This is a genomic window from Pseudomonas abietaniphila, assembly GCF_900100795.1.
In the GTDB taxonomy this organism is placed as follows: domain Bacteria; phylum Pseudomonadota; class Gammaproteobacteria; order Pseudomonadales; family Pseudomonadaceae; genus Aquipseudomonas; species Aquipseudomonas abietaniphila.
In genome coordinates, this window is record NZ_FNCO01000001.1 from 791,873 (window position 1) to 805,289 (window position 13,417).

Annotated in this window: 10 protein-coding genes; 9 read left to right on the forward strand and 1 reads right to left on the reverse strand. The window is 60.9% G+C overall.

All coding sequences use genetic code 11. From position 1 onward, the window contains the following. The first annotated feature begins 393 nt into the window (after positions 1 to 393). The 3 genes from BLS87_RS03330 to BLS87_RS03340 all read left to right on the forward strand — a co-directional run bounded on the left by BLS87_RS03330 (position 394) and on the right by BLS87_RS03340 (position 3,909). Positions 394 to 1,863 carry a sensor histidine kinase gene (locus BLS87_RS03330; RefSeq protein ID WP_244165792.1) on the forward strand — a complete coding sequence of 490 codons (1,470 nt, stop codon included), beginning with the start codon at positions 394 to 396 and terminating at the stop codon, positions 1,861 to 1,863. Then, complete coding sequence (locus BLS87_RS03335; protein ID WP_074750153.1) at positions 1,838 to 3,334, forward strand: sigma-54-dependent transcriptional regulator; 1,497 nt, start codon at positions 1,838 to 1,840, stop codon at positions 3,332 to 3,334. Before BLS87_RS03330 ends, BLS87_RS03335 begins: the two co-directional genes overlap by 26 nt. Before the next feature lie 101 nt (positions 3,335 to 3,435). Beyond that, positions 3,436 to 3,909 carry a Dps family protein gene (locus BLS87_RS03340; protein ID WP_074750155.1) on the forward strand — a complete coding sequence of 158 codons (474 nt, stop codon included), beginning with the start codon at positions 3,436 to 3,438 and terminating at the stop codon, positions 3,907 to 3,909. 227 nt (positions 3,910 to 4,136) lie between these two features. Here the strand turns inward: BLS87_RS03340 and BLS87_RS03345 are convergent, their stop codons facing one another. Beyond that, on the reverse strand, positions 4,137 to 5,567 hold the full coding sequence (locus BLS87_RS03345; protein WP_074750157.1) for a mechanosensitive ion channel family protein: 1,431 nt from the start codon (positions 5,565 to 5,567) through the stop codon (positions 4,137 to 4,139). A 307-nt stretch (positions 5,568 to 5,874) separates the two neighbouring features. Between BLS87_RS03345 and BLS87_RS03350 the strand changes: the two genes are divergently transcribed. From BLS87_RS03350 to BLS87_RS03380, 6 genes are all read left to right on the forward strand, one after another. Further along, positions 5,875 to 6,822 (forward strand): MBL fold metallo-hydrolase, encoded by a 948-nt coding sequence (locus BLS87_RS03350; RefSeq protein ID WP_244165793.1) that lies wholly within the window; start codon positions 5,875 to 5,877, stop codon positions 6,820 to 6,822. A gap of 84 nt (positions 6,823 to 6,906) precedes the next feature. After that, on the forward strand, positions 6,907 to 7,791 hold the full coding sequence (locus tag BLS87_RS03355; protein ID WP_083370588.1) for a helix-turn-helix domain-containing protein: 885 nt from the start codon (positions 6,907 to 6,909) through the stop codon (positions 7,789 to 7,791). Positions 7,792 to 7,871: 80 nt separating this feature from the next. Beyond that, complete coding sequence (locus BLS87_RS03360; protein ID WP_074750161.1) at positions 7,872 to 9,146, forward strand: c-type cytochrome; 1,275 nt, start codon at positions 7,872 to 7,874, stop codon at positions 9,144 to 9,146. After that, on the forward strand, positions 9,143 to 9,607 hold the full coding sequence (locus BLS87_RS03365) for a (2Fe-2S)-binding protein (protein ID WP_074750163.1): 465 nt from the start codon (positions 9,143 to 9,145) through the stop codon (positions 9,605 to 9,607). The genes BLS87_RS03360 and BLS87_RS03365 overlap by 4 nt, the downstream gene beginning before the upstream one ends. Continuing rightward, positions 9,604 to 11,853 (forward strand): xanthine dehydrogenase family protein molybdopterin-binding subunit, encoded by a 2,250-nt coding sequence (locus BLS87_RS03370; protein ID WP_074750165.1) that lies wholly within the window; start codon positions 9,604 to 9,606, stop codon positions 11,851 to 11,853. Before BLS87_RS03365 ends, BLS87_RS03370 begins: the two co-directional genes overlap by 4 nt. 1,241 nt (positions 11,854 to 13,094) lie before the next feature. Then, the coding region (locus tag BLS87_RS03380) for a transposase (protein ID WP_143024453.1) at positions 13,095 to 13,417 on the forward strand (323 nt) is incomplete at its 3' end.

A 13,417-nucleotide genomic window follows, 5' to 3' on the forward strand; every position in this document is an offset into this window, starting at 1 on the left:
ATCTGTACCAGAATGCTGAATGTCGGCTGGAAGGCTTGATCTAGAGGGGCGGGTGGTTCAGGTCCCGAGAGTGGGACGCAGCGTTGCGCAGGTGAAACACTACGGGGAGTGGGGCGCTCTCCCCACTGTTGGGGAACCGCTGGGGAAGAGCCCCGGGAAAGCTGTTAAGAAAGTCGGACGGACGGCGAGTATTCAAAAAAGTTCAGTGCTTTTTTGAAAAGTGCCTTGGCTATCAGGGACTAAGCGCCGAACGGTCATTCGAAATGCTGTCATGATGATATCAATTGCCATGAAGGCCGCTAAAAATCAGCTATCGCAAAGCAACGCCTTACGCTATACCGACTTTAAAAAGTGACCAGGACGGCTGTCATGGGATCTATAGGGCGCAGTGAAATGCTGACTCAAGCCAGCATCAAAGAACTCGAAAAAAAACCACGGCCTCGCTTTAACCTGCTGCGCTGGTTTTCAATTGTCAGCTTGTTGGTCATCGCCTCGGTGGCCATTGGTTTAGGGCTGATTTCCACCCGTTTCGTCGTCAGCGAAGCGGTCCAGCGAGACTCACTGCTGACCTCGCAATTCGTCCACGCCATTGCCTCTGCCGAAATCCGTCACGCCCAGATTCCCTATAGCCGAACCATGGCCGAACTGCTGGACATCCGACGTGATTTACCGCTTGCCGATGTCGATCAAGAGCTTCGCCGCCGATCGCGTGATGAATTCCTTGACCATATTTCGTCGCTGCCCGATGCCTTGTTGGTCAACGTCTACGCTCAGGACAGGGTCATTATCTGGTCAACCAACCCTGCACTGATCGGCAAGGCCATTCTGGGCAATGACGACTTGGAGGCTGCATTCCGCTCTCGGCAGCGCACGGGCAGCGCGCATCATGAAACTCAGCGCCATCAGAACGAACAGAAGTTCCTGAACCCGCCGGATTACCTGTTCATCGAGAATTACGTTCCGTTGTTCGATGCCGAAGAGAAAGACGTCTTGGCGATCGTCGAGATCTATAAGGAGCCCAAGGATCTGATCGCCAGCATCCAGCGCGGTTATGTAGTGATCTGGGTCTCGACCGGTATCGGCGGCCTGCTTATTTATCTGGGCCTGTTCTGGATCGTACGTCGGGCATCCCGGCTTCTGGAGTTCCAGCAACGGCAGCTGATCAACAGCGAGAAATTCGCCGCCTTGGGCGAGATGTCTTCGGCTGTGGCGCACAGCCTGCGCAACCCGCTGGCGACGATCCGGTCCAGCGCCGAGCTGGCGCTGGAAGTGGTCGATCCGGCCGCGCAGAAGAACATTAACGACATCATTAACCAAGTGGACCGCATGTCGAAATGGGTGCGCGAACTGCTGCTCTCGCTGCGCCCCATCAGCGGCGAGTCCGAGGCGGTGGATGTGGTGTCGTGCATGCAGGATGTGCTGCAGTCGTACGAGCAGCAGATTCGTCGCGCCAATATCGACGTGGCGTTCAATCCGGTCGAAGTCCCTCTGGTCATCAGTCAGCGAATCTTGTTGGCACAGATCCTGAATAGCTTGATGGCCAACGCACTGGAAGCCATGACCACGGACGGCAAGTTGAAGATCGACGTCGTTTCCGAGCCGGCCAGAGGCCGGGTTTACCTGACCGTTTCTGACAATGGCAAGGGCATGTCCCGGCAGCAAGAGGCGATGGTGTTCAAACCGTTCTTTACGACCAAGCAGGGAGGGCTCGGTGTAGGGCTGGTTCTGGTCAAGCGGATCATGGAGCGGTTTTCCGGCAAGGTCTCGTTGACCAGCCGTGAACAGGAAGGCACCCGTGTGAAACTGACCTTCAAAATTGCGGCAGGAGGGAGACTCGATGGAACGCAGCATACTGGTGGTTGAAGATGACGAGCTCCTGGCCAGCAACATTCAGACCTATCTGGAACGCAGGGATTTCGAGGCCAGGGTGTGTCATTCGGCCGAAGACGCGCTGAAACTGCTGCAGAACTGGCGCCCTGACGTCGTACTGACCGACAACTCCTTGCCGGGCATGAGCGGCCATGAGTTGATCAATGCGCTCAAAGAAAGCGCGCCAGACCTCAAACTCATCATGATGACCGGCTACGGCAACATCGAAGACGCGGTCACGGCGATGAAAGAGGGCGCGTTTCATTACCTGACCAAACCGGTCGCGCTGCCTGAACTGAAGCTGCTGCTGGACAAGGCGCTGGCGGCAGAGCGTCTGGAGCGAACGCTGTCCTTCTATCAAGACCGGGACGCCAAGCATTCCGGCCTGCAAGCCTTGATCGGCGACTCACCGGCCATGATGCACGTCAAGGGCGTGGTCACCCAGTTGCTCGACGCCGAGCGGCGCATGACCAGCAGCGACCTGCCACCGGTGCTCGTCGAGGGCGACACCGGCACCGGCAAGGAGCTGATTGCCCGGGCCCTGCATTTCGACGGGCCGCGTGCCAAAGGGCCGTTCGTGGAGTTCAACTGTGCGTCGATTCCGGCGCATTTGATCGAAGCCGAGCTGTTCGGTCATGAGAAAGGCGCCTTTACCGATGCCAAGGACCGCCGCACGGGCCTGGTGGAAGCCGCGGACGGCGGCACGCTGTTCCTCGACGAAGTGGGGGAAATGGACCTGTTGCTGCAGGCCAAGTTGCTCAAATTGCTCGAAGACCGGACGGTGCGCAGGATCGGGTCGGTCAAGGAGCGCAAGGTGGACCTGCGGATCATCAGCGCGACGAACTGCAACCTCGAACAGATGGTGCAGCAGGGTAAATTCCGCCGTGATCTGTTTTTCCGCCTGCGCATCATCTCCATCAAGGTGCCGCGCCTGCAGGCACGGGGCGACGATGTCATCCGCCTGGCGCGGCATTTCCTGCAGTTGCACGGCAAGCGCTATGGCAAGACAGACCTGTATTTCAGCGTCGAGTCCGAAAACCTGCTGCGCAGTTACAGCTGGCCGGGGAACGTCCGCGAACTGCGCAACATGCTGGAGCAGACCGTCCTGCTGACCCAGAACAGCTGCATCGCCCCTCATCAGTTGGGGTTATGCATGAGCCTGATGGATGAGCCGATGACGCCTCACGGGTTCATGCAGCAGTTCACTCCTCCGGCACACTCACATCTGCAAGGTCAGGCGCAGTCGCAGTCACCCTATCAACCGCACCCTCACTCGCCCTCGGCAGACGAGGGCATGGGCAACATGAACTTGCCTGAAGTGGAAAACGAAATGGTGCGCAAGGTGCTCGACAAGACCGACTGGAACGTCACCAAATCGGCACGTCTGCTGGGGCTGACCCGCGACATGCTGCGTTACCGTATCGACAAGCTCGGACTCACCCGGCCAGACCGCACGCAGTCATAGCGATTGTCGATGGCCGCGATTGCCACGGCTGATTTCCGGCCCGGTGAACGGCTCCCTACAATGGTCCCATCACGAGAAAACAGACCATTAGGGAGCAACACATGGCTATTGAAATCGGCATCAACGAACAGGATCGCGCAGAGATCGTCGAGGGGTTGTCGCGGCTGATCTCCGACACCTACGTGCTGTACCTCAAAACCCACAACTTCCACTGGAACGTCACAGGTCCGATGTTCCGTACTCTGCACCTGCTGTTCGAAGAGCAATACACGGAACTCGCCACCGCCGTTGACGCCATTGCCGAACGGATCCGGGCGCTGGGCTTTCCGGCCCCTGGCACTTACTCCACCTACGCACGCCTGTCGTCGATCAAGGAAGAACCGAGTGTGCCCGCTGCAACCGACATGATCAAACAGCTCGTGGAAGGCCAGGAAGCCGTGACCCGAACCGCGCGCGGACTGTTCCCGCTGCTGGAGAAAGTCAGCGACGAACCCACGGCCGACCTGCTGACCCAGCGTATGCAGGTGCACGAAAAAGCCGCCTGGATGTTGCGCTCGCTGCTGGAAGACGAATGACCTGAAAAGCGCTTCAACCGGCCCCTGATGCTTTGCGTCTACCGGATCTGTGGTGCACCTCAGATCGGTGGGAGTCAGCGTGCTGACGAATGCGGCGTGTCATTTACAGTTGATGTACCTGACCCATCGCATTCGTCCGAAGTGCGGCCCAAACCCTCGTAACCTCGGCCGTCTCCCACAGGTCCCGCAGCGCAGACGAAACCTGGAGCAGGCATCGAACCTGTTGATCAACGCTTCTGCAACCAGCCCAGGAAATTGTTTTTCTTGATCGCAACCGGTTTGCGCAGCAGCACATGCTGGGTGCTTTGCTGACGAATCGCCTGGAGTTTATTCAGTGCGGTGGTGATGTCGGCGCGGTGCTCCATGCATTGGCGGGTGGCGGCTTTGTCGATGCGGTAGACGACACAGGAGGTGAGGGCGATGAAGCGGGCCTCCGACGGCGTGTCGGTGAGCACGCTCTGTTCGCCCATCACTTCGCCCGGTCCCATGCGCCCGACTTCAACCATGTTGCTGCCATCCGGAACGTTGGCGGAGACCACGCCGGTGGCGATGACCAACAGCCCGTCGGTGATGTCCCCCAGTTCGACGATGGTCTGTCCGGTCGCGTATTCGCGCGACACCATGGTCTGCGCCAACTGCGCTTTCTCATCGGCTGTGCTGGTGCGGAAGACCTTCACTTCGTCCAGTAAGGCCCTTGGTCGCGACACGGCTTCGGCCGTGGTTTCCGACTGCCAGGCAATACCGGCAGCTTCCAGGTGACGATACGCCAGGTCGAACAGCAAATTGCGCACGTCGCTTTTGTTCGCCAGGTCGCTGATGAAACCGGTGACGGAGTACTCGATGGTGGTCGGGCTGGTGTCTTTGACGACGGCGCGAGGGCGGGGTGTCGGTAACAGCGCGCTGCAACCCTGCAACGCACGCTCAAGCGCATCGAGTACCCGACGCGGGCGGATGTGGGGCGACATCATGATGTTGATCGATACCCCATGAATATTGACCGGTCGGCTCAAATTCACGATTTTCGCCTTGGCCGCCACCGAGTTGGGAATCACCACCATCGTACCGACCCCGGTCAGCAGGTGCGTGGCCCGCCAGTCAATGTCCATGACCTTGCCTTCCATGCCGTCGATGGCGATCGAGTCATCCACCTGATAGGGCTTGGTGGTATTGAGGATGATCCCGGAGAACACGTCGCTCAACGTGCTCTGCAACGCGAGGCCGACGATGATCGCCATGGCGCCAGAGGTCGCGAGCAACCCCTTCACCGGCAACTGCAACACATAACCGGCGGCCGCAACGATGGCGATCAGGAAGATCACGGCGCCGATGACCTCCTGCAACAGTCGCCCGCTGTGGCCGACGCGCCCGGTCAGCAACAGCCCCAGCAACACGGTCAAGGTACGGGCCGCGTACATCCACCAGACAATCGCCAGCGCCGTCGCGCCGAACTGAAGCGCGCTGTCGTCCGGCCAGGCCGGCGCTTCCAACGGGCTGACGCCGGCATTGATGATCACCAGGCTGTAGGCCACGAATCCCACCAGGCGGGTGGCAATCCGCGCCAGGCGGTTGCGCTCGGCGAGGAGATGCCAGGCGATCACGTCGGCCAACAGCAGAAGCAGGCTCCAGGCCAGCGAGTAATGGGGGACGGCTGTAGACATTGAGGGATATCCGCTAGAAAGTTGCAGGTCGCTGTGGCACGCGCGGATGGTAGGGACAGAGGTGGCGGGATGTCTATAACCGATGGTGCTTGGGGCACCGCCGAAAGTCTGTGGTCAGCTTGACGTCCTTCAAACGCGTTCATGCGGGCGCAAGGAGGGCCGAGCGCGCGGCGCGGTCGGAAAACAAGCACATTGCTTCAATCGCGCGGCGGACGCGAGCCTCACCATCGAGCGCCTCTACACACATCGATTGAGGCTTCCCATGCGCGCTTCCCTGTTTCCTCTGGCCGTCATTGCGGGACTGGGTATGGCCTTGTCCATCCCGTTTGCCGCTGCTCAACCCCCTGCCCAGCAGAAAACCCAGGTGCCGGGTTACTTCCGCCTTGCCGTGGGCGATTACGAAGTCACCGCGCTGTTCGATGGCTACAACGACCTGTCACCCAAATTGCTCAAAGGCATGAAGCCCGAAGAGATTCGTGCGCTCCTTGCCCGGCATGCCATCGAAACCCCCGGTGTACAGACCGCGTTCAATGCCTTTCTGATCAACACGGGGAAAAACCTGATCCTGGTCGACACCGGCGCCGGGCAGTGCATCGGCGAAACCGCCGGCATGCTGCCGCAGAACATCAAGGCCGCCGGGTATCAGCCGGATCAGATCGATACCATCCTGCTGACGCACCTGCACCTGGATCACGTGTGCGGCCTGGTCGACGCCAACAAGCAGCCGGTATTTGCCAATGCCACGGTCTATGCCGCCAAGCCCGAAGCCGATTACTGGCTGGACCCCACCGCACTGAACCGCGTGCCGGAACAAGCCAAGGCGTATTTCAAGATCGCCCAGGATTCGACAGCGCCTTACGTCGCGGCCGGCCGCTTCAAAACCTTTAATCCGGGTCAGTCGCCGGTCGCTGAAGTGCATACCACGCTGGAGGCGGGGCACACGCCAGGCAGCACGACCTATCAGTTCACCTCTAACGGACAAAGCATCGTGTTCATCGGCGACCTGGTGCATAACCTCGCTGTGCAGTTCGAACACCCGGAGGTCAGCATCGCCTTCGATGAAAACAGCAAAAACGCGATCGCCAGTCGCGATGCCGTGTTCAGCGATGCGGCCAAGCGCAAAGTCTGGGTCGCGGCCGCCCATCTGCCGTTCCCTGGCACCGGCCACATCGAAACCGTTGGCAAGCATTTCCAGTGGGTGCCTGTTGAGTACGGTCCGTACCAGCGTGCAGCGCACGTGCCGCTGGTGGACTAACATTGCCGCAAGCCAGCCGTCCATATACAGGGAGTGGTCGGTTGGCTGACCCCATCAAACAGGATTCCAGACGAGGAGGCATCCTTGAATGCGCCCCTGATCACACAGCTGAGCCACGACAAATTTACCGCCGTGCGCGTCCGTCAGATGACGCCCGATCCTGAAAAAGTCATCGATATACCCTGTCTCGATGCCTTCTCGATCATCGTCCAACTGCAGGATTTCGCCGCCCATCGCTTGTGGCACGGTCGACGCCTTAATTATTCAGGCGGCTATCGTGCGGGCAGCGTGTCCTTGCCCTTCATGGGTAACGAGCTTCGCTGCCAGCACCGCTCGCCTTACGACAACCTTCGACTGACGATCTCCCGCCAGACACTGGACGAGCTGCAGGCCGAGCGTGGCGCCAAGAAAATGGGCGTCTTTCGGTACGATCAGGGCGGTGCCCAGGATGCCGTGCTGTATCACTTGGCCCAGGCGATGTTGCCCGCCTTACAGCAACCCGAGACGGCTAACCGGCTGTTTCTCGATCATCTTTTATTGGCGATGTGCAGCCATGCGATCGACCGTTACGGGCGAGTGGCACCGCTGTCCGGCAAGCCTCACGCGGCACTGACCTCGGTTCAGTTGGCTATCGCCAAGGACATGATCGCCAGTCAACTGGATGGCGAGTTGTCGGTCGAGCGCATTGCCCAGGAATGCGCCTTGACCCGCAGCCACTTTTCCCGGGCCTTCAAACAGGCCACAGGTATCGCGCCTCATGCCTGGCTGCTGAAAATGCGCGTCGAGCGAGCGCGGGAATTATTGCGCGCCGTGCCGCCTATCCCCATGGCGCAGATCGCCCAGGATTGCGGTTTTGCCGATCAGCCGCACTTGACCCGGGTGTTTACGCGTCTGACCGGTGAAACCCCCAGCGCCTGGCGCAATCGGCAACGAGCAATGGGGTTTTTCTTGAGTCAGGCACAGGAATGAGCACAGCGGTACAAGCCGAGCCGCGAGCCGACCGATAGATTTTCTGCTCAACAAGCCGTGAATCCGAGGAAGGCCCGACCATGAAGCGAATGACGCTCTGGGCAGTGCTGCTGATCGCATTGATCGGCGTCATCGTGTGTGCCGCGATGATGTGGCGCCCATCCATCCAGCCGCTCAACACGCCGGTGACGGCGGATGCCACGAAGATAGAACGGGGTGCCAGGGTGGTGGAGCAGGGCGACTGTGCTGTCTGCCACACGCGTCCCGGCGGTGCCTACATGGCGGGCGGGCTACCGTTGGTGACGCCGTTCGGCACGCTCTACACCACCAACATCACCCCTGACTGGGGCACCGGCATCGGCAATTGGCCGGAAGAAGCCTTTGTCCGTGCGATGCGCAAAGGCGTCTCCCGTGACGGGCATTTCCTTTACCCGGCGTTCCCGTACGTGCATTACAGCCGGATGTCGGACGCCGACATCAGCGACGCATACGCGTACCTGATGAGCGTTGACCCGGTGCAGGCCCGTGCGCCGGAAAACCACATGATGTTCCCGATGAACTTCCGGCCGCTGGTGACGTTCTGGAACCTGTTGTTCCTTCGCGACGACCCGTTGGTGCCGGTCGCAGGCCAGTCGGAACGTTGGAACCGGGGCCGGTATCTGGTCGAGGGCGCAGGACATTGTTCGTCTTGTCATACGCCACTCAACTTCATCGGCGGCGAAAAATCCAGCGAGCATCTGGGAGGTGGCCTGGTGGATGGCTGGCACGCGCCGGCCCTGACCGGCATGACGCAGGCGGCCAATCCGTGGACGCCGGAGCAACTGGTCGCTTACCTGCGCGGTGAAGTCGCGCAGGGCCATGGAGGTGCCGCCGGGCCGATGCTGCCGGTCAGCCTGAGCATGGCGCAGCTGCCGCAGGAGGATGCCGAAGCCGTGGCTGAGTACATCCTCAGCCTGAAGGCCGACATAACCCCGCCGGCGTCGAGTTGCGTTGCGGCATCCCCTGAACCGATCAAACCCGATCAACGCGAGGGCGCGGCGCTGTTCGCAGGCGCCTGTGCGGGTTGCCACGGCGGCGGCGCGCCGATGCGCACGATTGACGGTCGGCCAGGCCTGAGCGTGGTGTCTGCGGCAACGTCGGACAGTCCGCGCAACCTGATCAAGACGATCCTCGAAGGCATTCCGTTGTCGACCCGCGCGCCCAGTCATTACATGCCGCCGTTCGCCGACGCCCTCGACGACACCCATATCGCCGCACTGGCCGGTTACCTGCGCGGTCAGGCGTGTGCCGCAAAACCGTGGGCCGACCTTGAAAAAACCGTCACCACGATTCGTCATGAGGGGGAGCCGAAATGATCACCTTGAACGTCAACGGCAAGGATCATCAGTTGGACATCGATCCCGACATGCCCCTGTTATATGCCCTGCGTAATCACCTGGCGCTCAACGGTGCCAAATACGGCTGTGGCCTGGGTCAGTGCGGTGCGTGCACGGTAATGGTCGGCGACAAGCCGGTGTTTTCTTGCCTGGTGCCGGCGGCTGCGGCGTCGGGCAAAACGGTCCGAACGGTGGAAGGCCTCGGCAGCGCCGACAAGCCGGGACCGTTGCAGGCCGCCTTCATCGACGCGCAGGCCGCGCAATGCGGTTACTGCATCGCCGGGATGATCATGCGCGCCCAAGCCTTGATCGAGACGGTGCCGCACCCCTCTGATGAGCAGATACGCGAACACATGGCGCCCAACCTGTGCCGCTGCGGGACTCACATGCGGATTTTCTCGGCGATCAAGGCCGTGGTCGCCAGCGGGGTGAAACCATGAAGAGTCGTCATGAGGAGGTCTATCAGGGCCGCCGTGCCTTCCTGATCAATGGCGCGCTGGTGGTCGGCTTTGCCATGATTCCCGGCGCCGGTCGGGCGTTTGCCGACACGGAAGTCGACACACTCGGGACTCAGGTGCTGGCGCCGGATTTACCGGGCAGCCTGCGCACCAACCCGTTTCTGGATGCGTGGATTCGCATCGACGAGCAGGACGGCATTACCGTGTACACCGGCAAGGTCGAACTGGGGACGGGGGTCAAGACGGCGCTATTGCAGGTTGCTGCAGAGCGCCTTGAGGTTACGCCGCAGTCCATCCGGTTTCTGACGGCCGACACCGCGCTGACACCCAATGAAGGCTACACGGCGGGCAGCCACACGATGTTCGACAGCGGCACGGCATTGTTCAACGCGGCCGCGCAGGTTCGGCAGTTGCTGCTGGAATCCGCTGCGCGGCAGTGGGGGCAGCCGGTCAACACCCTGAGTACCCGAGACGGAAACGTGCTGGGGCGTGACGGTCGATCCATGACGTATGTTCAGGCCGTTGCAGGCGTGCAACTGCACCGCTATGCGAGTGTTGATTCGCCGCCGAAACCGCCTGAACATTTCACGTTGATCGGCCGATCAATGCCGCGTCTCGACATCCCGGGCAAAGTCAGTGGAGGCGCCAGCTACGTACAGGACATGCGCCTGCCCGGCATGCTGCATGCGCGGGTCATCCGTCCACCCAGACGTGGCAGCCAGTTGCTGGAGATTGATCAGGCGGTCATCGAACACATGAACGGCGTGCTCAAGCTGGTGCGCGACGGCAGCTATCTGGCGGTGGTCGCCAAGGATGAATGGCAGGCCATCAAGGCCATGCGCAAAGGCTATGAAGTGGCGCGTTGGTCCGATGGCAACCCGTTGCCTGACGCCGGAAACATTCATCAATTGCTCACCGAGCTGCCTTCTCGGCGTTACCCCATCACCCGCAAAGGCACGCCGGATGACCCTGCGCCCCACGGCTGGAAAACCAGGGTCACCAAGCAATACCTGATGCATGGCTCTATCGGCCCGTCGTGCTCGGTTGCCTGGTTCAAGGACGGCGTGTTGACTGTCTGGACGCACACCCAGGGTGTTTACCCGTTGCGTGCGGGTATCGCGGAAATGGTCGGGCTGCCGGTGCAGCAGGTGCGTTGCATCCATGTCGAGGGATCGGGGTGTTATGGCCATAACGGCGCTGACGATGCCGCCGCCGACGCGGCGCTGATCGCGATGGCGATGCCCGGCCAGCCGGTGCGGCTGCAATGGATGCGCGAGCAGGAAAACCTCTGGGAGCCTTACAGCTCCGCGATGCGTGTCGACCTGGACGTCGGGATGGACGATTCCGGGCGCTTGCAACACTGGAACACTGAACTGTGGACCACGCCGCACAATGAGCGGATCGTCAATGCGGGGCGCTTGATGCCCTCCTGGTTACTGGCCCGACCTTTCACACCGGCTCCTTCGGTCCCCATCGCTCAGCCCGAAGGCGACGGTGACCGAAACGTCGTACCGCTGTATGACGTTGCCAGCAGCCGGATCAACATGACGTTCGTCACGCAGATGCCGTTCCGGACGTCAGCGATGCGTTCGCTGGGGGCGCACATCAATGTCTTCAGCATCGAAAGCGCGATGGACGAGTTAGCGGCACAGGCGGGTGTCGATCCGGTTCAGTTTCGCTTGCAGAACCTCAGTGACCCCCGCGCCCGAGCCGTTATCGAACACACGGCCAAAGCGTTTGGCTGGCCGCAAAAAGCGCCGGGGCCCGGCAGCGGCATTGGTTTTGCCTTCGCCCGTTACAAGAACATCATGGGCTACTGCGCGATCGCGGTTCAGGTGCATGTCCAGCGGCAGACGGGTGAGGTGGTGATCGACCGGGTGGTGACAGCGGTGGACGTCGGGCAGATCGTGACGCCGGATGGTTTGCGCAATCAGGTTGAGGGTGGAATTGTTCAATCAGCCAGTTGGACGTTGTACGAGCAGGTCGATTATGACCCGCAGGGTGTGCGCAGTTATGACTGGAGCGGATACCCGATCATCCGCTTTCCGGCGTTGCCGCGTCAGGTGGAGGTGGCGTTGATCGATCAGCCGGGCCAGCCGTTTCTGGGCGCGGCGGAGATTGTGCAGGGGCCGATGGCAGCGGCGCTGGGGAATGCGTTGAGCCAGGCGGTCGGGCGGCGATTGGTGGACTTGCCACTGGCGCGACGGGGCTGGCATCGTCAGGTGTGAGCGTTGCCTGACGCCCGTTTTGGTTTGGCCTAACGGCCAAACCCGCGATCTACCGCGCAGCGGTAGCAAAACCCGGCGACTCGATTCTGCCTGACACTCCGCATGCAGCGGTCTTGCTGCCGGTTCCCGGCAGATCGCGGGCAAGTGCGCTCCTACAATATGGGGCGGAGTGAGGGCGCTTGATGATCGAATCAAAAAGCGAAGAGCGTTGGCCCCAGGCCAGAAACAGAAACCTCGGGTTGACGCAGTCCCTGTAGGAGCGTGGCTTGTGTCTGGGCCGCATCCGGACGATCTGCCGCGCAGCGGTAGCAAAATCAGGCGACTCGATTCTGCCTGACACTCCGCATGCACAAGTCTTGCTGCCGGTTCCCGGCAGATCGCGGGCAAGCGCGCTCCTACAATTAGGGGCGGCGTGCGGGCGCTTGATGATCGAATCAAGAAAGCGAAGAGCGTTGGCTCCAGACCAGAAACAGAAACATCAGGTTGACGCTTTCCCTGTAGGAGCGACCGGGGTGGCGTTCCACCTTGCCCGCGATCTACCGCGCAGCGGTAGCAAAATCAGGCGACTCAATCATGCCTGACACCCCGCGTGCACAGGTCTTGCTGCCGGTTCCCGGCAGGTCGCGGGCAAGGTGGAACGCCACCCCGGTCGCTCCTACCGTTTGCGAGTATCCACGCGGTCTACCTCAGACCGGTGGGATTCAGCTTGCTGACGAATGCAGCGTGTCATTCAGCTTTGATGTACCTGACGCACCGCATTCGCTGCCCTCGTAACCTCGGACGTCTCCCACAGGTACCGCGTCGAAGTGCAGGTTGATCGTTCCAACGCTCTGCGTTGGGATGCCTGCCAGGACGCTCCGCGTCGACGTTGACGCAGAGCGTCAGTCGCTGCGTTACCACGCGGAGCGTGGGAATGATCAAAAGAGAAAGCGCAAGCGCATCCAGCTCTTGATCTGTTTTTCATACCACGCCCGTCCAGACACCACAAAACGCGACTTGGGTGCAGGCTGAACGCAGGCGATGCGGAGTGGGCCGAGCGGCATGGATGCCGCGAGAGCCGCCCCCGGCCATGGATGGCCGATGGCGGCGGGCCCACGGAGCGTCGCCGGAGTGAGGGGACGGCGACGAAGGAGTCGCCAAACCGGGAGCCTGAAACCCTTGGTTACTTGGGGTCATCAAGTAACCCGCCGAATGAACTGACCCCCGAAAGTTGGACACCCAGTCCAACCGAGGGGACAGCCATGACGAAGTACGATCCAGCCTTCAAACTCAAACTGGTTAAACAATGCCTGGCCGGCAGCAGCACCAACGGGGTTGCAGTCAAAAATGGTATCGGTCATTCCATCCTGCAGCGCTGGGTGCGCAGCTATCAGCAACACGGTCTGCCCGGCCTTGCGAGGCAGTACAGCCGCTATGACGCCCAGTTCAAACTCAGTGTTCTACAGCGCATTGAGCAGGATGGATTGTCGGACCAGCAAGCCGCCATTCTCTTTGGCATCCGCGGGCAAAACAGCATCGGGGAATGGAAGAGGCTGTACCATGCCGGAGGTATCAATGCGCTGAA